The sequence below is a fragment of the Belnapia sp. genome (assembly GCF_059504005.1).
Window position 1 is genome coordinate 64,703 of record NZ_JCACHU010000127.1, and the last position, 22,779, is coordinate 87,481.

Genomic DNA, 22,779 nt, shown 5'->3' on the forward strand with positions numbered 1-22,779 from the left:
GATGTCGGAGACGCTGCTCCCCTATTTCAACCGCGAGCTGGCCGCGATCCGCCGCGATGCCGGCGAGTTCGCCGAGGCGTTCCCCAAGGTCGCCGGCCGGCTTCGCCTCTCCGCCGAGACGGTGGACGACCCCTTCGTCGCCCGGCTGCTGGAGGGCATCGCCTTCCTCGCCGCGCGCGTCCAGCACCGGCTGGACGACGAGCTGCCCGAGATCAGCGACGCGCTGCTCGAGATGCTCTCGCCGCACCTGCTGGCGCCCGTCCCCTCGATGACGACGCTGCGCCTCGCCCCGCCCGCCGACACGCGGGCGCCGGTGAAGGTGCCGCGCGGCCTCGCGGTGGAGACCGAGCCGGTGCGGGGCGAGCCCGTCCGCTTCCGCACCTGCCATGATGTGACGCTCTGGCCGCTGACGATCGAGGCGGCGCGGCTCTCCGGCCTGCCGCTGGCGGCGCCCGCCAATCCGCGCGCCGCCGGTGCCGTCGCCTGCCTCCGCCTCACCTTGAAGACCGCCTCGCCCGACCTGCCGATGGCGGAGCTCGGGCTCGACCGGCTGCGCCTGCATCTCCGCGGCATCGGCCCGGCCGCCGCGCAACTGCACGAGCTTCTTTGCACCGCGACCCTCTCCATCGCCCTCGCCGATGGCCCGGCCGATACGCGGCCGACCATCCTCGGCGCCGGCGCGCTGCAGCCCGGCGGCTTCGAGGCCGAGGAAGCCGCCCTGCCCTGGCCGCGCCGCGCCTTCGCCGGCCACCGGCTGCTGACCGAGTTCTTCGCCTTCCCGGAGAAATTCCTCTATCTCGACCTCGACGGGCTCGATGCCCGCAGCCTCGTCCAGAAGGGCGACCGGCTGGAGGTCTTCATCTACCTTTCCCGCTCCATGCCGGAGCTGGAGCGGACGCTGACGGCGGAGAATTTCGCCCTCGCCTGCACGCCCGCGGTGAACCTCTTCCCGCAGCGCTGCGAGCCCATTGCCCTCGACGGCACCCAGTCCGAATGGCTCGTCGTGCCGGATGCCCGTCGCCCGACCGCGCTCGAGGTCTATGCCGTGGAGCAGGTGCGGGAGAGCCGCGCCGATGGCACCCGCCGCTTCGTCCTGCCCTTCCACCGGCTCGGCCGCGCCGATGCCGAGGGCGAGGCGGCCGAGGCGCATTACATCGCCAGCCGCCGCCCGGCGCCGCCCGCGCTCGGCGGCACGGAGACGCTGCTCAGCCTGCGCGATGCCGCCTTCGACCCGCATCGCCCGGCCGATGGCGTGCTGACGGTGGAGGCGCTCTGCTGCAACCGCGACCTGCCGAGCATGCTGCCCTTCGGCGGCGGCCAGCCGCTGCTCCGCATCGCGACGGGCGGCTCGCCGGCCGCCCATGCCGAGGCGCTGTCGCCGCCGACGCCGACGCTGCGGCCCAATCTGCGCGAGCGCGGCGCCTGGAAGCTGATCTCCCATCTCGCGCTGAACCACCTCTCGGTCAGCGGCGGCGAGGCGGGGGCGCTGGCGCTGCGCGAGATGCTCCGCCTGCACGATCTGCGGGACAGCGCCGAGAGCCGCTCCTCCCTCGCCGCGCTGCTCGCCGTCGATGCCAGGCCCGGCGTCGCCCGGCTGCCGGGCGGCAGGCCCGGCGCCCTGGTGCGCGGCCTCGACGTGACGCTCACCTACGACGCGCAGCGCTGGCAGGGCGGCGGCCTCTACCTGATGGCGGCGATCCTCGAGCGCTTCCTCTCGCTCCAGGTCTCGGTGAATGCCTTCGTCCGCACCGGTGTCGCGCTGCGCGGCCGCAGCGGCCATGTCGCGCAATGGCCGGCGCGAAGCGGCACCCGGGCGCTGCTGTGAGCGCCCTGCCGCCGCCGATCCGGCCGCTGGCCGCCGCGCCTCGCGCCCGGCTGCAGCGGGAGCCGACGCGCTTCAGCCTCGACCAGGCGGCGCATCTGCTGGCCCCGGGCGGCGACGTGCTGGCGCTGCGCTACCGCACCGTGCTCCGCCTCGGCCATCCGGAGGGCGAGATCGGCCCGCCCCGCGCCGATGGGCAGCAGCTGCCCGTCACCACCTTCGGCCTGGTCGGCGCCGGGGGCGTGCTGCCGCGCCACTTCACCGCCCTGGTCGGGACGGAACAGCGCAAGCGGTCGGAGGCGCTGCATGCCTTCCTCGACCTCGGCGCCTCGCGCTTCACCGGCCTCTTCGTCAAGGCGGGCGACAAGTACCGCCCGACGCAGGATCCGGCGCCGGCGGAGCGGGCGCTGGCCGCCGTCATCGGCCTCGCCACGCCGCATCTCGAGGGGCGGCTCGGCCTCGACCTGCCGCGGCTGCTCTACCATGCCGGCAACCTCGCCTCCCGCAGCCGCTCCGCGGCGCGGCTGCAGGCGATGCTGGAGGAGGAGACGGGCCTGCCCGTCCGCATCGAGGAATTCGCCGGCGGCTGGATCCGCCTGCCGGCCAGCGAGCGGACCCGGCTGGCCGGCGGCGGCCGGGGCCGCGCGGCCGGCGGGCAGCATGCGCTGCTCGGCCAGGGCGCCGTCGCCGGGGCGGAGACCTGGGACAGCCAGGCCCGCTTCACCATCCGCATCGGCCCGCTGGACCGGGAGCGGTTCGAGACGATGCTGCCTGGCACGCCGCAGCATGACCGCGTCCTCGCCCTGGCCCGCCTCTTCGCTGGGCTCGATACCGGCTTCGCGGTCAACCCGGTGCTGGCGGCGGAGGCCATCCCGCCCCTCGCGCTCGGCCGTGGGCGGCTCGGCTGGTCCTCCTGGCTCACCGCGCCGCGGCCGCGCCGGCGCGACGGGACGGAGCCGCGCTTCGAGGGCAGCCTCGTCACGTCGAAATGAGAATTGTGATGTCTCCCGCCCGCCGGTTCCGCCCGAAACCCCGGCGCGCATGAACGCATGGCGATGTGCGGAAGGGTTGGTTTGCGCTATGATCACGGCCACGGACGGAGGTGCCCGATGACCCGCACTGCGAAGACCCTGCTCATGCTCGGCGTGGCGGCCCTGCTGGCTCCGGCCCAGGCCGGGGCGCAGCGCAGCCAGCCGGAGAACCCCAGCATGCGGGCGCTGATCGAGCAGCTCCAGCCCACGACCCGCGGCATCCGCGTCCCGGGCCAGGCCCCCGCCGCCACGGCCACGCCGGTCGCCCAGCGCACGACCACCGCGCCCCCCGGCACCGCCGCCGCCTCGATCATGCTGCGCTTCGCCACCGGCTCCGCCACGCTGACGCCGGAGGCCGAGCGCAGCCTCGACGAGCTCGGCCGCGCCCTCGCCTCATCCGACCTCGCGCCCTACCGCTTCCGCATCGAGGGCCATACCGACACGGTCGGCAGCCCCGAGCTGAACCAGGCCCTCTCAGAGCGGCGCGCCGCCGCCGTGCGGGACTACCTGACCTCGCGCCACGGCGTCAGCGCCGGCCGGCTCGAGTCGGTCGGTCTGGGCGAGAGCCAGCCCCTGGTCGCCACCCCGGACGAGACCGCGGAGGCCCGCAACCGCCGGGTCCAGGTCATCAATCTCGGCAGCTAGGCCTGCCATGTCCCCGCAACCCACCGTCCAAGAAGGCACCCGCATCATGGCCCGGCTTCCCGTGCTGGCCTGCCTCGCAGCCACGCTCGCCCTCACCCTCCCCGGCCCCGCCGGCGCGCAGAGCGACAGCGCCGCGCAGTCGCTGATCGACCGGCTCAAGCCCTCGGGCAGCGCCGGGACCCGCGGCATCCGGATGACGGGCGAGGCGCCGGCTCCCGCCCCGGTCGCCGCCCCGGCCCCGGTCTGGAGCGCGCCTGCCCGTCCGCAGGCCGCGCCCGCCGAGCAGACGGCGACGGCCCGGCCGCCCGCGCCCCGCACCGCGCCGCGCGAGACGACGGCCGATGCGCCCTCCGTCTCCATCACCGTCACCTTCCCGACCGGCTCCGCCACGCTGACGCCGGAGGCGGAGCGCGCGCTCGCCCCGCTCGGCCAGGCGCTGGCCTCGTCCGACCTCGCCCCCTACCGCTTCCGCATCGAGGGCCATACCGACACGGTCGGCGATGCCGCGGTGAACCAGGCGCTCTCCGAGCGCCGCGCCGCCGCCGTGCGCGACCATCTCGTCCGCGCCTATGGCGTGCCGGAGAGCCGCGTGGTCGCGGTCGGCTTCGGTGCCTCCCAGTTGCTGGTGCAGACGCCGCCGCAGGTCAACGAGCCGCGGAACCGCCGCGTCCAGGTCGTCAATATCGGCAACTGAGCCACCCATGGTGGGGGCCGAGGACGATACGGTCAGGCTGCCCCGCCCCGGCGCGGCGCGGCCGGCGCGTGCCGGGCTGCTGCGCAGCGCGGCGGCCCTCGGGGCGATCGGCGCGGCCATGGCGGCGACCTGGGCCTGGATGGGAGCGGCGCCCGCACCGCCCCCGGTGCCGCCGCCCCTGGCGCCCGTCGCCGCCCTCGCGCCCGCCGTGCCGCTGCTCGCCGAGGCGGAGCTGCTGGCCCTGGCCCCCGACCGCCCGAGCCTGCTGCGGCTGCGCGAGAATCCGGGCGTCTTCGTCCTGCTCTTCCCGGACCTGGCCACCCAGGGCGCCGCCATGAACCGCGCCGCGGCGCTGGTCGAGAAGGCCGGGCTGCCGCGCGACCGGCTGCTCGACGGCGCGGAGCTCGCCGCCGCCATCGCCCGCAGCGGCGACACGGCGGAGACCTGGTATCTCGGCCATGACTACCGCTCGGCCGACCTCGCCCGCTTCTTCGCCCTTGCCGAGCGGGACCGCGTGGCCCTGACCGAGGCCGAGCAGTGGCTGCGCGAGCAGTTCGCCACCGCCGCGGCGCTCGCCGGACCGGTTCCCTTCGCCCTCGTCTCCGCCGCCAATCCGGGCGGACCGATGGATGCCGAGATGCGCCGCGCCGTGCTGCGGCACGAGATCGGCCATGGCCACTACTTCACCCTGCCCGGCTTCGCCGAGCATGTGCAGGCGGCCTGGCGGCACGGTTTCAGCGAGGCGGAGCGCGCCGCCTACCGTGCCTTCCTCGGCCGCGAAGGCTACGACACGGGCAATGACGAGCTGATGGCCAATGAGGCCATGGCCTATACGCTCTTCACGCCCGATCCGCGCCTCTTCTCGCCGGGCGCGGTCGGGCTGCCGCCCGCCGCGGTCGAGCGGCTGCGGGCGCTGCTGCGCAGCGGGCTGCCCTTGCCCTGAGGCAGGCCTCGGTCAGGTCGGATCACCCGGGCGGCGCGACGGGCTGACCCGGAAGCAGATCGCTGCAGGAGGGCTTCGTCCGGAGCCGTGAAGCTGCTCCGTGAACAACAGCCTGCAGCATGTCCGCTGAACCCGTGTGAACCGGGGATGCGCCAGCCTAAGGTTGCACCAGCCGGCATGAGCCGGTGTGACGGGCGGGCGCGGCAGCCGGTCAGCGTTGCGCCACCGTCTCCACCAGCACCGCCTGCACCGCGACGCGGGCCTTCTGCTGCTGCGCCGCCTTCAGCCCGGCAGCCAGCGCCCGGAGATAGTCCTCCGCCTTCTCCATCACCGGGCGCCGCTGGGCGAGGAGCGGCCGGTCGGAGGTGAAGACCAGCACGAGATCCGTGCCGAAGGGCTCATCCACTTCCCAGCCGGTGAAGCTGGCGGTCGGGTCGCCGAGCCGCACCTGCGCGTTCGGCGTCTCGGCCCGCGAGGGCACCAGATGCGCCACCTCCCCCGACTGCATCAGGTAGCTGACATAGAGCTGGCTCGGATAGGGCGGCATGGTGACGGCGAGGCGCAGCAGCTCGCCCTTCGCCAGGGGCGAGTTGCCGATGATGCCCGCCTGCGGCCCCGCATCCGGCGCGGCGAGATAGGGACGCACCAGGTCGAGCGCCTCGCAATAGGGGCCGCTGAAGCTGCGGAGCTGCATCTGCACCGCCTCGGGCGGCAGCCCGCGCGCGGCAAGCTGCTGGCGCAGCGCCGCCTCGTCGCCGCGGCGGACGATGCCGGTGAGGCTGAGGCTCGTCCCGCTGGAGGACCAGGCGATCAGGCTGCAGGGCGTCTCCGCCAGCGCCGCCCCGGCCGCGGCCAGGCCAGCGCGAAGCTGCTCCGCCCGCCGCGCCTCCTCGGCCAACTGCTCGCGGCGTGCGGCCTCGGCGGCCTGCTGCTGCCGGGCGGTCTCCTCGCGCCGTGCCGCCTCCTCGCGGGCCCGCCGCTCCAGCTCCGCCTGGGTGTCGGCGGGCGCGGCGGCGCCGGCCGCCATGGCCGGCGGCGTGACGGGCTGCTGCGGCGCGGGCGGCTGGGCCTGCGCCGCCTTCTCCCACGCCTCCCGCTCGGCGGCGAGGCGAAGCTGCTCCAGCCGCTGCTGCTCCGCCTGGCGGCCGTCGCCGCCGCTGCCGAGCAGGAAGAAGGCGGCGAGGCCGGCAGCGGCCAGCGCCCCGGCCCCGCCGGCGATCAGCCCGACCGGCGCCTTGCGGGCGGCCGGGGGGACAGGTTGCGGCGCGGCCGGCCGCGGCGCCGGGGCGGCCGGTGCGACGGTGCCGACCATCGTCGCCTCGCTGTCGAGGCCCGGCAGCCGCCCGGCACCGGCGAAGCCGCCCGGCGAAGCGGCCGGCGCCGTCGCCGCCGCGCGGACCGCCGCGGCGAAGGCGGCCGCATTCGGGTAGCGATCCTCCGGCCGCTTCGCCAGGGCGGTTGCGATCACCGCATCGAAGGCCTGCGGCGCCGTGACGGAAAGCTTGGAGGGCGGCGGCGGGTCGGTGTGCAGCGCCTTGTGCATCACCGCCGAGAAGCCGCCCTCGAAGGGCTTCTCCCCGGTCAGCAGCTGGTAGAGCATCACGCCGGCCGCCCAGATGTCGGCCCGCGCATCCACCGTCTCGCCGCGCAGCTGCTCGGGCGCCATGTAGCTCGGCGTGCCCATCACCGTGCCGACCTGCGTCATGGAGGAGTTCTCGAGCCGGGCGATGCCGAAATCGGCCATCTTCACCGTGCCGTCCCCCGACAGCATGATGTTGCCGGGCTTGATGTCGCGGTGGACCACGCCGCGCGCATGGGAATAGGCGAGCGCCGCCAGCACCTGCTCCATGATCCGGACGATCTCGGGGACGGGGAAGCGCTCCTTCCGGTCCAGCCGGTCCTTCAGCGAGCCGCCCTCGACCAGTTCCATGACGATCCAGGCCGCCTCGGCATTCTCGCCATAGTCGTAGACGCCGACGATGTTCGGATGGGCGAGCCTGCCGGCCGCCTGCGCCTCGCGGCGGAAGCGGCCATGCGCCTCCTCGCCCTCCGGGTCGCCCGGCGGCGGGCGCTTCACCACCTTGATCGCCACCCGCCGCTCGATGTTGCGGTCGAGCGCGTCATAGACCGTGCCCATGGCGCCGCTGCCCAGGGTGCCGCGCAGCTCGTACTTCCCGGCGATCTCGTTCGGAATCATCCGCCCAGCAACCTCGAGGCTTCCAGTATGCCGCCCGGCGGGAAGGATCGTGCCGGGCGGGACATCATCTTACAGCCTGGGCGCGGATTCCGCTGCCGCAGATTGCACCGGCGCGGCACGCCGCCCGTCGCCGATCAGCGCGAAGGGCGCCCAGTAGAAGGGATGGCCGAAGGCCTCCGGCAGCCGCTTCCCCGCCTCGTCCAGCAGCAGGAGCTGCGCGCCGCGGAGCGCCGCCGCGGAGGAGGCGCCGGACTGCTGCCGCCGCAGCGAGTCGGCGACGGTGAGCGCCGCCGCGGCATCGTCCACCGCCCAATGCGTCACCATCAGCCCGCGCGCCCCGGCATAAAAGAAGGCGCGCGCCAGGCCCGACAGCGCCTCGCCGCCCCCTGCCCCGCCCGGCCCGCCGGTGTTGCAGGCGGAGAGGATGACGAGGTCGGCGTCGAGCTTGAGGCCGAGCAGGTCGCTTGCCTTGACGAAGGCCGAGTCCGCCTCCGCCGCGCCCGGCATGGCGGAGACGACGATGGAGGGTTCCGGCAGGCAGGAGAGTTCGCCCGGCAGCAGCGCATGGGTCGCCAGATGGATGATCCGCCGCTGGCCGAGATCGGCCGCCCTCAGCGCGCCCGCGGTGAAGGCGGCGCCGAGCCGGATGTCCTGCGGCCGCGCGCCCGTCAGCCGCTCGGCCTCCTCGACCTCGATGCGGGTGCCCGGCAGCCGCACCAGCCCGGCCGCCAGCCGCGCATCGGCGGCACAGCGGTCGACGGGGAAGCTGCGGATGAGCTGCGCCGGCGTCGGCGGCACGAAGTCGCCGAAGCCGGCATAGGGCAGCGGCGCCGCGGAGCCGAGCCCCGCGCCGCGCAGCGTCACCAGCGTCTGCGGCGAGGGCACATGGACGACCGCATGGCGGCGGACCAGCCAGGGTGCCGCGCCGAGCGCCGCCGGGTCGGCCGGTCCGGTCAGCAGCATGCCGAAGGGGATGCCGAGCAACGGCCCGTCCGGGACGACGATCAGCGTCTCCGCCCCCTCCAGCGCCGCGGCCAGCGGCGCCAGCAGCCCGGCATGGAGCGCCTGGGCCGGCGCCGGGTCGAACCGCCCCGGCCGCCCGCCAGCATCGACCGTGCCGCTCCGCAGCGCATGCACCAGCCGCCCGGCCTCCGCCTCGGTGAGGCCGGAGCGCGCCATCCGCACCTCGCCGCCGCGCACCAGCAGCACCCAGCTATGGCTGCGGCCGAGCAGCATGGTGACCAGCGCCTCGCGCGGGTTGAGCGAGGCCGCGACGGCATCGGCATCGACCGAGCTCAGCAGCAGCTGCCGGTAGCCCGGCGCGGCCGCCGCGACCGTGCTCTCGGCCTCCGCCCGCGCCTGCTGCGCGGCGGCGATGCGCGCATCGAGCCCGCCCGCCCCCGTGTCGCGCTCGGCGAATAGCCCGCGCAGCGCCTGGTCGGCATCCTGCAGCTTGCGGACGGCCTCGGCCACGCGCGCATCGCCCGCCGCGGCGCCGATCCGCGCGCTGGCCTGCTGGACGAAGCGCACGGTGTTGCTGCGCTGGGCGAGCTGCGCCGCGGCGAAGGCCTCGCGGCGCAGCGCCGAAGCCTCGGCCGGCCGGGCCGTGGCCGCGGCGTCGAGCGCGTCGAGATAGGGCAGCACCAGGTTGATCGGCAGCGCGATCTGCCGGGCGCGGAGGATGGCGGCACCGGCGCGGAAGGCGGTCAGCGCCTCCTCCCGCCGGCCGACCGCCGCGCGCCGGGCGCCGGTGAGGAACAGCGTCACCGCCTCCGGCCGCTCGCCCGGCGCGGCGATGGCGAAGCGCTGCGCCGCCGCCTCCAGCTGGCGCGTCGCCGCATCGTCCCGCCCGAGCAGGATGGAGGCGCCCGCCTCGGTCCGCAGCGAGCGCGCCACCAGCAGCCCGTTCTCGAGCCCGGTCTGCCGCAGCAGCCGCCGGCTCTCGGCGATCAGCGCCGGCGCCGCGGCCTTGTCGTCGCTGCGGGCGACGGCGCGGGCCAGGTTGCGCCGCACCTCGGAGAGGCCGAGCATGGCGGAGACGGCGGCCGGGTCGCTCACCAGCCCGCTGCCCTCGCCGCCCCGCAGCAGGCTCCGCGGCACGAGGGCGGCGTAGAGCGCCTCCGCCTCCCGCAGCCGGGCGAGGCCGGCGGAGTCCTGCCCTTCCTGGAACAGCGAGAGCGCCTGGTAATGCGCCAGCCGGGCGCGCGCCACCGGGTCGCCGGCACGCTCGGCGAGCGGCGCGGCGCGGGCGAAGAGCGCCGCCGCCTCCTGCCCGCGCCCCTGGTTGGAGAGGTTGAGCGCCAGATGCACCAGCGCCGCCACCGTATCCGGGCTGTCGCGGCCAAGCACCCGCTCCTGCAGGGCCAGCGCCGCTCGGTAGGCATCCTCGGCGGCGGCGAAATTCTCCGCCTGGTTCAGCTCGCGGCCGAGGGTCATCAGCTCCTCGTAGCGGCCGACATCCTTCGCGCTGAAGGCCTCCGCCGAGAGCCGCCGCACCGCGATCTCGAGCGCGGCCGAGCGCGCCTGCCCCGCGGCGCCGGCCGAGACCCGGCCGGTCGCCAGCCCCTCCATCACCGGCGCCGCCGTCGCCACGCCATCGGCCAGCACCGGCCCGTCCGGCCCGGCTGCGACGAGGGCGACATGCGGCCAGCCGCCATTCTTGCGCGTGCAGGCCAGCAGCCGCGCCGGCACGCCGCCCGCCAGCGTCGTGGCCTGCGGCGCCGCGCAGCTGACGCGCTGGTCGAGCCAGGTGCGCCACAGACCGCCCGAGGCGAGCGCATCGAGCCGCGCCGCATCGCCCGCGCCGCGCAGCTGGACGACGCGCGCCGCCGGCTGCGTCCAGCCGCCGCAATAGACCTCGCGGCTGCGGACCACCGGCAGGTCGGCCGGCAGGGCGGCGCCGGCCTGGGCCGAGCAATCCTCGCCGCGCGCATCCTTGCCGGCGGGATCGACCGGCCCACTGCCGGGCGCCGCGGCGACATAGGCGTTCTCCGGCGGCCGGGCGCAGCCGAGGAGCGCCGCGAGCAGCAGCAGCGGAAGGCGGGGCATGGCGCGGCTCCGGCTCACTGGTTGTCCTCCTCGCCGACATTCGGGATCAGGACGTCGGAGAGATTAATGCGGTTGTTCTCGATGGTGAAACGCGCCTGATCCGTCGGCCGCAGCGGCAGGATCTGGATGGAGGGCGGCACCACGCAGTTGATCGAGCCGATGACGCAGCTGTTGAAGCGGTACCGCTGCAGCGCGCCGGCATCGATCGGCCGGGTGATGTCGGCGAAGCGCGCCGCCTCCGCCCCGGCCGAGCCGCCCAGCGTGCCGGCGAGCGTCGACCCGCCGCCGGCGCCATGCACCGCGAGCCGTCCTGCGGTGACGCTGCCGGAGACGCTGCCGCCGTCGACCAGCAGGAAGACGGCCGACTGCCCGGCATTGAGGTTGAGCGCCACCGGCCCGGCCGCTGTCGTCTGGTTTGGCAGGCCGAAGGCGCCCGGCCCCTGCGAGCCGGGCGCGCTGCGCACCTGGGTCGGCTGTTGGCCCGCCTCCACCCCGGCGATGTCCGGCTGGACGATGGTGAGCGGGTTGCGCTCCGGCGCGAGCCGCGTGTCGAACAGCACCGCCGGCAGCGCCGCGCCGCGCGGCGTCACGAGGGTCGGGCCGGGGCCGGTGACGCCGCCGGGCGCGGCGAGGAGCAGCGCCGTGCCGATCCTGGCGGTGACGCCGCTCGTCGTCATCGCGCTGCCGCCGTCGGTGCCGCCATAGGCGGCGGGATTGGGCCGCCCCGCCTCGAAATCCGCGGCATCGGCATCGAGGGAGAGGAAGGTGAGCGCCAGGCCGCCGCCCGTCACCACTCGCACCTGCCGGGCGGCGCGGAGCGTGCTCGTGACGATGGCCCCCGCCCCGCCCGCCGTCAGGTCGATATCGCCCGCGGTCGAGGTCAGGCTGCTCCCCAGCACGGAGAGGCTGCGGGCCGCCGCCGTCAGCAGCCCCGGCGTGGCGAGCGCCGTATTGGCCAGGGAGATCCCGCCCCCGGCGGCAAGGTCGAGCCCCGTCGCCCCGCTGCCCGTGGCCTGGCGCAGCGCCACGCTGCCGGCGCGAAGCGAGAGCGCACCGGCCGTGCTCCGCAGTGCCGGCGGAGGGCCGCTGCCGCCGTCGGCGACGAGCAGCTCGCCCGCCGCGCGGAGCCGCACCTCGCCGCCGGTCAGGCTGCCGCGGGTCTGGCCGATCCCGGCCGCGGTCGAGGTCACCGCCAGGGCGCCGCCCGCCGTCATCGCCGTATCGGTGAAGCTCGACGCAAGCCGGCTGGTCACGGCGAGGTCCGTCCCGGCAGCGAGGCTCGCCCCGGTCGCGGTGAGGAGCCCGCCGGCGGTCATCCGCGCCCCGGCCCCTGCCAGGAGCGTGGAGCTGGCAAGGCCGAGATCGCCGCCAGCCGCGACCGCCAGGTCCCTCTCCGCCGAGAGCGCCGACCTGCCGAAAACGATGGCGCTTCCCGCATCGACCGAGACCGCCCCTGCGGCCGCGGTGAGGCCGGTCGCGGCGATGGCGCCGCCGGCCGCATTCAGCGAGAGGTGCGTCGCGGCGAGCAGCACCGCGCCGGACAGCGCTAGATCCCCCGCACTGGTGGAGAGGCCGAGGCTGCCATTCGTCGCCGTCAGGCGCGGCGCATCGCCGCCATCGGCCGCAACCGCGATGCCGCCTGCCGCCTGCGCCGTGATGCCCGCCCCGGTCAGGCTGCCGCGCCGCTGGTCGATGCGCCCGGCGTTCACCGTCAGCGCCTTGCCTGCCGTGAGGCTGCTGCCGTCGAGCGAGAGCCTCCCCGCCACGACGATGTCGAGGTCAGCACCCTGCGCCGTCACCGTAGAGCCGGTGGCGCCGAAGCTGCCCTGCGCGGAGATGCTCTGGCCCAGCCCCGCGGTGACGCTCGAGCCGGCGATGTCGATCAGGCGTCCGGCCATCATCGCCACCGCCCCCGATGCGGCCCCCGTGACGGCGTCGAGGCCGAGGCTCCCGCCCGTCGCCGCCATCGACAGCCCGCCGCCGGCCGCCAGGCCCGCCCGCAGCAGCGTGACATCGCCCGTTCCGGCGATCGCCGCGATGTCGCCGCCCGCCTGTACCGCGACATCGGTCAAGTTGAGCGCGGTCGCCGCCCGCAGGGCCGCCGCGCCGCCCGCCGTCACGCTCGACCGGCCGATGCCAATCGCCCCAGCGGACGCCTCCAGGCCCAGCTCGGCCGCGGCATTGAGCACCGTCCCGGCGATGCGGATGTCGCCCGCGCCGGTCGTCAGGGTCAGCGCCCCGGCCGTTGCGGCCAGGACCGGCGACGCCCCGCCGTCATCGACAAGCGTGATCCCCCGCCCGGCCCGCAGGGCGAGCGTCGCGCCGCCCAGGCTGCCGCGCCGCTGGCTGATCGCCCCGTCGAGCGCGGTCAGGGTCAGGCCGCCGCCCGCCGCGACCGTGCTGCCGTCCATGCCGAGATCGCCATGGCTGGCGCCGATGGCGAGGGTGCCGGCCGCCGTCAGGCTGCTGCCGGTGACGCCGACCGCCCCGCCTTGCCCGGAGACGCCTGCCGAGATTGTCAGCGCGCCGCCCGCCCTGACCGTCGAGCCCAGGATCTCCAAGCCGGTCCCGCCCGTCGCCAGCGTGATCCCGCCCCCTGCCGTCAGCGTCGCCCCCGTCAGCAGGACCGGCCCGACCGCCGTGCCGAGGGCGATGTCCGTCCCAGCCGCGATGCTGCCGCTGACGCTGATCCGTCCAAAGGGCGCCGCGCCGGGGCCCGCGCCCTGCCCGGTGGCGAGCTCCAGCGCCCCGGCCGCCGCGATGCTCCCGGTCACCGCAAGGCTGCCGGACTCCGCGGCGACGAGTCGGAGGGAGCCTGCCGCCGTCACCGGCCCGGCGACGGCATAGCCGGTGCCGCGGACCAGGCTGGTCGCCGCCGCGCCGCCAATGCTGGCCGCGGCCAGCGTGCCGAACCGGTTCGCCTCGCCGAGCGTCACCGCCCCGCCCGAGGCCAGCGTGAGCGTGCCTGCGCGGATCACCGCGCCGGCGTCCTGGGTGATGGTGCCGCCCGCGACCAGGGCGAGCCTCCCCGTCGCCGTCACGCCGCCCGGCGCATCGACGCCGCCGATGGCCGCCACCGCATTGGCCAGGCGCAGGTCGCCGGCCTGGCGGATGGCGACGTCGGTACCGCTCACCGCATTCACCAGGAAGCTGTTGCCGGCATGGTCGAGCCTCGCCTCGCCCGCCGCGGCCGCCCGCAGCGCCGGCACGGTGATGGCGCCGCCGCTGCCCTGGATCGACCCGGCCGAGAGCAGTTCGAGCGCCTGCACCCGCGCCACGGCGCCCTGCAGGCCAACCGGGCCGCCGAGGGTGATCGCCCCGGCCGTCGGCAGCGCCAGCCCCGCCGCGCCGCCGATCCGCAGCAATGTCGCCGCCCCGGCATCGAGCGGCAGGCCGCCGCCGATCAGCGCCAGCTCCCCGCCGTCGAGGCCGAACGCATCCGCCCCGCCGCCGCCGAGCGCGACCGCCCGCCCCTGCGTCTCCGGCAGGATCTCGATCGTGCCGGAGGGCGCACGTACCGCCCCGGCGATGGCGAAGTCGTCGCCGCGCAGCGTGACGGTCTTCCCGTCCCCGACTCGGATGCCATCCGCGCCCTGGCCGGCATCCCCGGCGACGGCACTCCCCGCCGCGACGGCCATCGTCCCGCCGAAGCCGTTGCGCAGCACGAAATTCCCCGGCGTCACCACCCCCGCCAGCCCGCCGATCCGGTTCGCGCCGGTGCCCGGGTCGAGCAGGATGTCGCCGCCCGCCGTCGCCGCCAGCCCGAGCGCCGCCAGCCGCGTCCCGGCCTGCTGGGCGATGCCGCCCCGTGCCTGAAGCTCGAGCCGCCCGACCTTCGCATCCGCCCCCGTCGCCGGATCGACGAGGTCGACCCGGCCGGCGATGCCGATGGCACCGAAGTCGCTTCGCCCGTCCGGCGTGTCCAGCCGCCCGAGGCGCAGCCGCGCCGCCGCATTGGCTGGCAGCAGGTCGAGCTCCGCGCTGTCGAGGGTGACGGCATTGACGGCGCTGGCCCCGCTCGGTCCGCCGAGCACAAGGGCGACGCTGCCGTCCCGCGTATAGGGCGAGAGGCTGACCGTCCCGCCCGGCGCCTGCAGCGCCGCCGTCAGCGCGAAATCCTCGGCGAAGAGCCGAAGCTCCCGCCCGGCGCCGGCGCTCACCGCCTTGCTGATCCCGAGCCGCGCCGCCGTGCTCGCCAGCGCGAAGTCACCGCCGGCAGTGAAACCGGCGACCTCGTCGATGGCATTGCCCATCCCCGTAGCCGCCAGCCTCGCCGGCAGCGCCACGCCGTTGAGCAGCGCGACGTTGCCGTCGGCGCTGCCGCTCAGTACTGGCGTTACGATCCGCCCGCCGCTGGCCTGCGTCACGTTACCCCCAGCCGTCAGGCTGAGCGAGTTCCTGGCCGAAAGCAGCCCGCCATCCTGCACGATGTCACCGGCGCCTGCTCTCACCGTCACCGTCGTCACGCCGTTGACGTCGCTCCCGGTCAACCTCACCGCGCCCGCCTGTGCCTCGATGCTCATGGCGCCGCTTGCCTTCAGCATCGCTCCGGTCGCGGCGATGTTGCCGGACGCGGCTATCAAAGTGAGAAGCGAGGAGGCGGTGGTGATGCTGCCGCTCCCGACGAGGATGCCGTTCAGGGGGGCGCCGCTGCCGGCCGACAGGGTAATCTCCGTGCCGCTCACTCTGCTGTCCTGCACCACCTGCGCCTGCCCAGCGAGCACCACGCTGCCGCCGGTGATGCGGGCCCCGGCCGCATTGGTGACGATGGTGCCCGGCGCGCTTGCCTCCAGCCTGATCGCCCCCGCCGCCCCGCCGCCATCGCTTGAGTCGATGATCGACCTGTTGAGCACGGAGCCACCCGTCGAGACGAGAGCGATGGCACGCCCGGCGCTGGTCAGCCTGCCATCGTTGGTGATGCCGCCCCCTGCGCTCAGCCGCAGCTCCGCCGTTGCATCCGAGAGCGTCCCGCTGCCTGCGGCGATGCTGACGGCGCCGATGGCGATGTCGCCGCCGGTCGAGACCACCCGCACGCTGCGCCCGCCGGTGATGGCGCCATCGATGCTGCTGCTGCCGGCGCCGGTGAGGACGGCGTCGCGCCCCGCGCTGACGCTGCCGCCACTGTTGACACCGAGGATGAGGTCCGCCGAGAGCAGCGCATCGCGTCCTGCGGTCACGTCGGTGGCAACGCTGTAGCTGCCGCTGCTGGTGATCTTCACGTCGCGCGCCGCGCGGATGCCGATGCCGTCGAGCACCGGCGCGCCGGCCGCGATGGTGACGTCCCGCCCGCCCGCCGCGCCTGTATCGAGCAGGCCGTGGATGCTCGCGCCGGCCCCGGCGCTGATGGCGACGTCGCCGCCCTCGGCCCCCGCCACCGCCCGCACCGTCGAGCCCCGAGTGAGGTCGAATCCGCCGGCGCCGCCATCGAGCGTGACGCTGCCCCCCGCCGCCTGCACCAACACGGGCCTCGCCGGGCTCTCGCCGATGACGAGGCCTTCGCCGCGCAGCGTCACGGAGTCTGCCGTCACCGTGCCGCGCACGGTCAGCCCGAGCGCGCTGAGGATCCTGATGTCGCCCGCCGCCGTGCCGATGGCGCTGCCCACCCGCCCGGCCGCGACGCCGAGCGCGCCGATCCTGTTCACCGCCGCCCCGCTGATGGCGGCATCGAGCACGAAGCCCGCCTGCGCGGCGCCGGTGAGCGCGGCGACGGTCAGCACGCCGCCCGTCTGCGACACGTCATGCGCCCTGAGGTCGAGCACCGCATTGCTGCCCGCCACCGTCACGTCGCCGGCGACGACGAGGCTGCCTGCCGTAGGGGTGCCGCCATCCGAGCCGATGCGCAGCGTGCCGTTGCCTCCCGGCTGCAGGAAGGGGAAGGCCGCCGTCGTCAGCGAGAGGCGCGCGGGATCATCCGCACCACCCAGGACTACCCTCCGGCCCGCCGTCAGCGGCAGCAGGTTGATGGCCCCGAGGCTGTCGCCGCTCGCGCCGATGACGGCGCCGACCGCCATCCGGTCGGCCTGCAGGGTGACCGTGTCGCTGGCGCGGATGGGCTGCGCCACCGCCAGCGTGCCGCCGGCGACGACGCGGACGCCGTTGGCGGTGATGCCGCTCACGCCCTGCACCGTGCCGATGGTGAAGGTGACGTCCGGCGCTGTCCCCGAAGAACCGGCTTCGACCGCCCCGCTCGCCGCCGCGGCGAAACGGCCGATGGCGTTGCCATCCTGCAGCAGCCGGACCGAGCCGGTCCTCGCGCCGTCCGCCCCCCTGGCCGCGATCCCGCTCGCCCGGATCGGCCCGGCCGTTTGCTCGATCGCCGCATCGGACCGCAGCAGCACATCCCCCGCCGCCGTCACATTGGCGGCGAGGCCGAGGCCGAGCCTGCCCGTCAGCTGCGAGCCGTCTGTGCCGGCATCGGTCAGGGTGAGCGCCTGGGCGACGGCAAGCCTGCCGCTGCTCCCTGCCACCAGCCGCCCCGCCTCGATGCCGGCCACGCCCTGCACGCGGCCGATGGTGAAGGTTCCGCCCGCACCGCCCGCGGTGGAGGAGACGCCCACCAGCCCGGTTGCCCGTGCCGCGAAGCTGCCGACATCATTGCCCGCCGCCAGCAGCTGCACGGAGGCAGCCGTCGCCGCATCCGCGCCCGCCGCCAGCACCCCGCCCGCGCTGATCCGGCCGCCGCCCTGGCCAATCGCGCCGTCGCTGCGCAGCACGAGGTCGCCGCTCAGCGTGACGTTGCCGAACAGCGTCAGCCCGGCCGCTGCCGTGAGCGTCGCCGCCCGTGCATCGAGCGGCCCGCCCAGCGTGAGCCCGCCGAGGCTCGCGCTGGCGATGCTCACGACGCCCTCCGTCGCGCTGACTCGCCCCAGGGCATCGATCGCATTGCCGGCCCGCATCAGCGTCACATCGCCGCCGCTTGCCACCGCCGCCAGTGTGGCGACGTCGAGGGCGGCGCTCTGCCCGATGCTGCGGCCCTGCAGGTCGAGCGTTCCTGCCAGCCCCTGGTTGAACCCGCCCCGCAGCCCGACCGCCCCACCGATGCTGACGCTGCCGGCGACCGGCTTTTCGATGTCATTGCCGCCGATGCGCAGCGTGCCCGCCGCCCCGGCTCGCAGCCACTGAAGCTGCGTCGCGTCCACCGACAGCGCCGCCGGATCGCCCGCGCCGAGCAGGACGGGCCGGCCGTCCGTCCGCGGCACCAGGTTGATCGCGCCAAGGCTGCCGCTCGCCGCCCGGAGCTCCGCCCCGAGGGCGAGGTCATCCGCTCGCAGGGTGATGCTGTGCCCCGTCCCCGCCACGAGCGCCGCCTCGGTCCGTATGGCCTGGGCATTGGCGATGGTGACATCGCCGCCCGCCACCAGCCCGAGCATCGGGTCGTCGCGGCGGCCGGTGATCCGGCCGATCCTGTTCTGCCCCACGAGGCTGATCGAGCCGCTCGTCGACGTCGCCGACAGCATGCCGACCGTCAGCACCGCCATTTCGGCCTGGCTGATGCCGCCCGCCGCGATCAGCTCCAGCACCGGCACCTTGGCCAGGGTCAGGTTGCCGTTCAGCGCCAACGCCCCGGTGCCGCTCGCCGCGAGGATCAGCCGCCCAGCCGTCACTTGGTCGAGCGTCGCCTGCTCCAGCGCCCCGGTGCCGATGGTGAGCGCGCGGCTGACGCTGAAGGGCGTGATCCGCACCAGCCCTTCGGCGCCCGCATTGACCGGCGCCGTGGCGGAGAGCGCGTTCGCCGCAAGGGTGATGCTGTTGTCCGCGCTCGGCCCGGCGAAGCCGACCGGCTCGCCGATGGTGAGCGTCGGCGCAGCCAGCGCGATGCTTGCACCCGCCGCCGCCGTGATGCCGCCCGCCAGCACCGTCATCGACGTGCCGGATGTCACGCCGACGTCGCCGCCCGAGGCGGCGCTGACGCCTGCGATCCGGTTGCCCGTCGCGCCGAGTGCGATGCCCCCCAACCCCGCCGTTGCCGTGACGCTCGCCGCCGTGAGCGCGCCGCTGGACTGGGCGATCCCGCCCGCGGCGGCCGCCAGCGTCACCGCGGCATCCGTCCCGCCCACCGTGCCGGTGAGGCCGAGCCCCGCAGCATCCGCCAGGCTGACGGCCTTGCCCGTCCCCGTCACCTCCGCCCGCGCCACGCCGAGCGGCGCGCCGGTCGCCGTCACCGCGATGTCGCCGTTGGAGAATGCGTCCAGCGTGCCGATGGCATTCGCCCGGCCGAGCGTCACCGCCCCGGCCGCGGATGTCCCATCCTCGCCGCGGATCGTCAGCGCCGAGGTCGTCACCACCCCCGCGGACTGGCTGGTCGCTCCACCGATCCGCAGCGTGACGGCGGCATTGCCCGCCCCGCCCAGATCGCCCTGCAGGCTGAGCGTGCCCGATCCCCGCAGCGTCACCGCATTGCCGAGGCCCTCGGCCAGGATCAGGCCGGTGGTGCCGTTGTTGAGCAGCAGGTCGTTGGTGACGCGCGCGTCCAGCCTTTCGACGGCATTCGCCTGGCCGAGCGCGGCGCTCGCCGCGCGGGTTGTCCCGCCCGTCGCGCCACGGATGGTGAGCGTCGCCGCCGTCACGGCGCCGGTCGTCTGGGTGATCGCCCCCCCGACATGCAACGCGACCGCGGCATTCCCCTGCCCGACCGGCCCATCCAGTTGCAGCGCCTTGGTGGTCGTCAGCGTCACCGTGCCGCCGACCGCCCTTGTCACCGCGAGATCGGCGGTGCCGTTGTCGAGGCTGAGCGCGCCCGCAGTCTTCGCATCCAGCCTTGCGACCGAATTCGTCCGGCCGAGCGCCAGGCTCGCCGCGCCGGTCCCGTCCCCCCCCGTCGCATCCCGCACGGTGAGCCGATCCGCCGCCACCAGGCCGGCCGACTGGGTGATCGCCTTGGTGACGTTGAGCGCGACCGTGCCATCCGCCTGCCCGACCGTGCCCTGCAGGTCGAGCGCCTGCCTGGTCGTCAGAGTGACCGCACTGCCGACCGCCCGCGTCACCGCCAGGTCGGAATTGCCGTTGCTGAAGCTGAGCGCACCGGTTGCCCTGGCCTCCAGCTGGACCACGTCGTTGTCCTGGCCGAGCGCGATGCTGGTCGCCGCGCTGCCGGCCGTCCCGGTGCCACCGCGGATGGTGAGCGAAGCCGCCTCGATCGTGCCACTGGTCTGGGTCACGGCACCGGTCACGTTGAGCGCGACGGCCGCGCCCGAGCCGCCGACGCCGCCCTCCAGGGCGAGGCTGCCTTTCGTCGTCAACGTCACCGTTGCGCCGGAGGCCTCCGTCACGGCCAGGGTGTTCGCGCCGTTGTCGATCAACAGCCCGTTCGTCACCCGCGCATCCAGCCCGCCGACCGCATTCTCCTGCCCGAGCGAGGCGCTGCCCGCCCTCGACGCCCCGGCACCGGCGCCGCGGATGGTCAGCGTCGTCGCGCTCACCGCCCCGCCCGCCTGGGTGATCGCCCCGCCGACATTGAGGTCGACCGTCCCATCCGCCCTACCGACCGCGCCATTCAGGGTCAGTGCGCCGGCTGTCCTCAGCGTCACCGCACTGCCGGACGCCCGGGTCACCGCCAGGGCGCTGCCGTTCTCGAAACTCAACGCACCCTTTGCCGAGGCGTCGAGCGTGGCGACGGCATTCGTCCGGCTGAGGTCGATCTTGCCGCCGGTGGAGGTGACGGCGAGGCTCGTCGCCGTGATCGTGCTGCCCGCCTTCTGGGTGATGTCGCCCCCGGCGGCGAGGGAGATCACCGGCGCCGTCGCCAGGCTGGTGCCGACGGTCAGCGCGCCGCCTGCGGAGATGTCCAGCCGGCCCGCCGTCACCCGGTTGAGCGTCGCGGTGCTGATCGAGAGCGCATCCGACGCTGGCCCGCCGATTCCGATGTCCCTGCCGGCCCTACGGGTTGCGATGGAGACAAGCCCGTTGCTGCCGGCATTGATCGCCGCCGTCGCGCCCAGCGTGTCGGCGGTGAGGTTGATGCGGTTGGCGAGGCTGCCCGGGGCGAAGCCGAGGGCGCCATCGATGTCGAGGTCGGGGGCGCTGAGCCCGATGGTCGAGCCATCCCCCGCGGTGATGCCGCCGGCCAGAACCGACATTGCCCGTGCCGAGGTCACGACCACGCCATTGCCCGCGCCGCCCGCCGTGGCGGCCAGCCTGCCGATCTCGTTGCCAGTCTGGCTCAGGTCGATGCCGCCGCCGGCCGACGTCACGCTGAGCGACCTGGCGGCGATGGCACTGCCCGGCGACTGGCCGACGCCATCGGGCGTGGCCAGGTTCACCGTGGCGCCGGTGGCGTCGAGGGCGGCGGTGCTGGTGCTGCCGACCGCCCCCTCGAGCGTGAGCCTGCCGCCGCCGCTCAAGGTGACTGTCGCATTGGGGCCGCTCGTCGTGGCCCGGGCGACAGCCAGCACTGCCGCGCCGTTGGTGAAGCCGAGATCGCCGGCCGACTGCGCATCGAGCGACTGCACCGCGTTGCTGCCCGTCAGCGCCACCGAGGCCGCGCCGGCATTGTTGGCCCCGGCGACCGTCAGCGTGGCCGCGGCGATGGTGGTGCCAGCCGTCTGGCTGATCGCGCCATCGACGTTGAGGGCGACCGCGACGCCGGCGCCGCCGACATTGCCCGCGACGCTGAGGTTGCCGGTCGTCCTCAGCGTGACGCTGCTGCCCGTGGCGGCCAGGACGGCAAGGTTGGGGCTGGTGTTGTTGAATGTGAGCACGCCGCTGACGAGCGCATCCAGCGTGCGGACGGAGTTGGCGGCCTCGAGCATGGCGCTTCCGGCCGCGGTGGTGGTGCCGGCGAAACCGCGGATCACCAGCTTGTCGGCAGTGATCGTGCCTGTCGCGCTCTGCGTAATGGCGTCGGCGAAGAGATTCAGGGTCGAATTGCTGAGGGCCAGTGCCGCATTGATGGCGATGTTCTGCTTCGCCTCGAGCTGCACAGTCACGCCGGCGCCGTCGAGTGCGCTGAGGCTGGCTGCGGTAACGAAGGTGATACCGCCCGGCCCGGTGTTGGCAGTGACCGTAGTACCCGGAGCGGCCACCGTGGCATCGCCTTCGCCCAACGTGCCCGGCAGCGCTGTCACCACCGAGATGCTGTCCGGGTCGAGCAGCAGCGTGCCGGAGCGCCCGCGCGGCGCCGCCAGGTCGACCTGCGCCTGCAGTTGCAACGCGCCCTGCCCCGACAGCTCGACCAGCCCGCCATCGCCGCCCTCGGTCCCGCCGCGGGCGGAGAAGCTGCCGCGCGCCACGGTCGCGGTCGTCGAGTTGACGGCGATGGTCCCGCCTTGGCCCTGCCGCCGCGCATCGGCCCGCAACCGTGCCCCCGCCTCCACCGTGGTGCGCGCGCTCATCGCCTGGTTGCGCCCGACGCCGCTGGTGCCGACCAGCACCGTGCCGCCGCCCGCCCCGCCAGAGGCATCGATGCGCGCCGTCCCCGCCACGGTCGTCGCCGTGCTGCCGCGCATCTCGACCCGTCCGCCCTGCGACGCGGCCCCGCCGCGCGCCGTCACCTGCCCCTCGACCCGGACGCCACCGCCCTCGGCCCGCAGCGCCACTTGGCCGGCGCGCCCCGCCGCGGCATCGGCGCTGACGCGGCCGGTATTGCGCACCAGGTCCTCGACGAGGCCCGAGGCGGCATGCGCCGTGATCAGCACCGCGCCGCCCTGCGCCTCGATGACGCCGCTGTTGGTGACGAGCGCCGTCGCGCCGCCCTCCGCCTTCCGCACCGCCTGCGTCACGTCGATGGAGAGCAGCCCGTCGCCCGCGAGGTCGAGGCTGTAGGTCTCCGCCCCGGCCAGCGCCACGCGCCCGAGCCGCGCCCGGATCGTCCCGCTATTGCCGACCCGCGGGCCCACCAGCGCGGCGAGCCCGCGGTCGGCGACGGTGATGCTGCCATGGTTCTCGACCCTGGCGCCGGGCTTCGGCGCGCCGTCGAAGACCATCCGGCCGGCCATGAAGTTCTCGTTGGTGACGTTGGCCGCGCTGGCGATCAGGCTGCCGACATTCACCTGCGCCCCCTGCGCGAAGACCATGCCGGACTGGTTGACGATGGCGACGCCGCCATTCGCCGTGATCCGCCCGGCGATCACCGAGGGGTCCGGCCCGGTGACGCGGTTCAGCGTCCAGGAGGTGGCGCTCGGCTGCTGGAAGTTCACGCTGGCATTGGCGCCGACACTGAAGCCCTGCCAGTTGATCGCCGCCCGGTCGCTGCCCTGGCGCACCTGCATCGCCGCGCCGGATTGCGAGATCGCGGCCTGCCCCGCCACCACCTGCCCGCCCGTCGGCAGCGCGTTGGGCGCCACGCCCCCCTGGGCCAGCGCGGCCGTGGCCGCCGGCAGCAGCGCCGTCGTCCCGAGCAGCCAGGCCCGCAGCATCACGGGGCAGGTCCATGCAGAAGCGGCCATCGGCCCGGTCTCCCAA

8 protein-coding genes are annotated in these 22,779 nt (G+C 75.2%); 5 read left to right on the top strand and 3 right to left on the bottom strand.

From position 1 onward, the window contains the following. Position 1 precedes the first annotated feature (1 nt). From tssF to AC5JJ1_RS16250, 5 genes are all read left to right on the top strand, one after another. Positions 2-1,825 carry a type VI secretion system baseplate subunit TssF gene (gene tssF, locus AC5JJ1_RS16230; protein WP_495786143.1) on the top strand — a complete coding sequence of 608 codons (1,824 nt, stop codon included), beginning with the start codon at positions 2-4 and terminating at the stop codon, positions 1,823-1,825. Continuing rightward, on the top strand, positions 1,822-2,814 hold the full coding sequence (gene tssG, locus AC5JJ1_RS16235) for a type VI secretion system baseplate subunit TssG (RefSeq protein WP_495786144.1): 993 nt from the start codon (positions 1,822-1,824) through the stop codon (positions 2,812-2,814). The genes tssF and tssG overlap by 4 nt, the downstream gene beginning before the upstream one ends. A 117-nt stretch (positions 2,815-2,931) precedes the next feature. Beyond that, the gene (locus tag AC5JJ1_RS16240) at positions 2,932-3,498 is read left to right on the top strand and encodes an OmpA family protein (RefSeq protein WP_495786145.1); all 567 of its coding nucleotides are present in this window, start codon (positions 2,932-2,934) and stop codon (positions 3,496-3,498) included. Positions 3,499-3,544: 46 nt separating this feature from the next. Then, the gene (locus tag AC5JJ1_RS16245) at positions 3,545-4,192 is read left to right on the top strand and encodes an OmpA family protein (RefSeq protein ID WP_495786146.1); all 648 of its coding nucleotides are present in this window, start codon (positions 3,545-3,547) and stop codon (positions 4,190-4,192) included. Between the two features lie 7 nt (positions 4,193-4,199). After that, complete coding sequence (locus AC5JJ1_RS16250; protein ID WP_495786147.1) at positions 4,200-5,135, top strand: hypothetical protein; 936 nt, start codon at positions 4,200-4,202, stop codon at positions 5,133-5,135. A gap of 211 nt (positions 5,136-5,346) precedes the next feature. Here AC5JJ1_RS16250 and AC5JJ1_RS16255 read toward each other — a convergent pair whose 3' ends face one another. The 3 genes from AC5JJ1_RS16255 to AC5JJ1_RS16265 form a co-directional block, all read right to left on the bottom strand. After that, a complete protein-coding gene (locus AC5JJ1_RS16255; RefSeq protein ID WP_495786148.1) occupies positions 5,347-7,332 on the bottom strand; it encodes a serine/threonine protein kinase in 1,986 nt (661 codons plus the stop codon). A 69-nt stretch (positions 7,333-7,401) separates the two neighbouring features. Next, the gene (locus AC5JJ1_RS16260; protein ID WP_495786149.1) at positions 7,402-10,380 is read right to left on the bottom strand and encodes a CHAT domain-containing protein; all 2,979 of its coding nucleotides are present in this window, start codon (positions 10,378-10,380) and stop codon (positions 7,402-7,404) included. Between the two features lie 14 nt (positions 10,381-10,394). Beyond that, a complete protein-coding gene (locus AC5JJ1_RS16265; RefSeq protein ID WP_495786150.1) occupies positions 10,395-22,763 on the bottom strand; it encodes a beta strand repeat-containing protein in 12,369 nt (4,122 codons plus the stop codon). Positions 22,764-22,779: the final 16 nt, after the last annotated feature.

Excerpts from the sequence above, each read along its gene's own strand:
- tssF (WP_495786143.1), top strand. The coding sequence starts at position 2 with ATGTCGGAGACGCTGCTCCCCTATTTCAACCGCGAGCTGGCCGCGATC.
- AC5JJ1_RS16240 (WP_495786145.1), top strand. The coding sequence starts at position 2,932 with ATGACCCGCACTGCGAAGACCCTGCTCATGCTCGGCGTGGCGGCCCTG.
- AC5JJ1_RS16245 (WP_495786146.1), top strand. The coding sequence starts at position 3,545 with ATGGCCCGGCTTCCCGTGCTGGCCTGCCTCGCAGCCACGCTCGCCCTC.
- AC5JJ1_RS16250 (WP_495786147.1), top strand. The coding sequence starts at position 4,200 with ATGGTGGGGGCCGAGGACGATACGGTCAGGCTGCCCCGCCCCGGCGCG.
- AC5JJ1_RS16255 (WP_495786148.1), bottom strand. The coding sequence starts at position 7,332 with ATGATTCCGAACGAGATCGCCGGGAAGTACGAGCTGCGCGGCACCCTG.
- AC5JJ1_RS16260 (WP_495786149.1), bottom strand. The coding sequence starts at position 10,380 with ATGCCCCGCCTTCCGCTGCTGCTGCTCGCGGCGCTCCTCGGCTGCGCC.
- AC5JJ1_RS16265 (WP_495786150.1), bottom strand. The coding sequence starts at position 22,763 with ATGGCCGCTTCTGCATGGACCTGCCCCGTGATGCTGCGGGCCTGGCTG.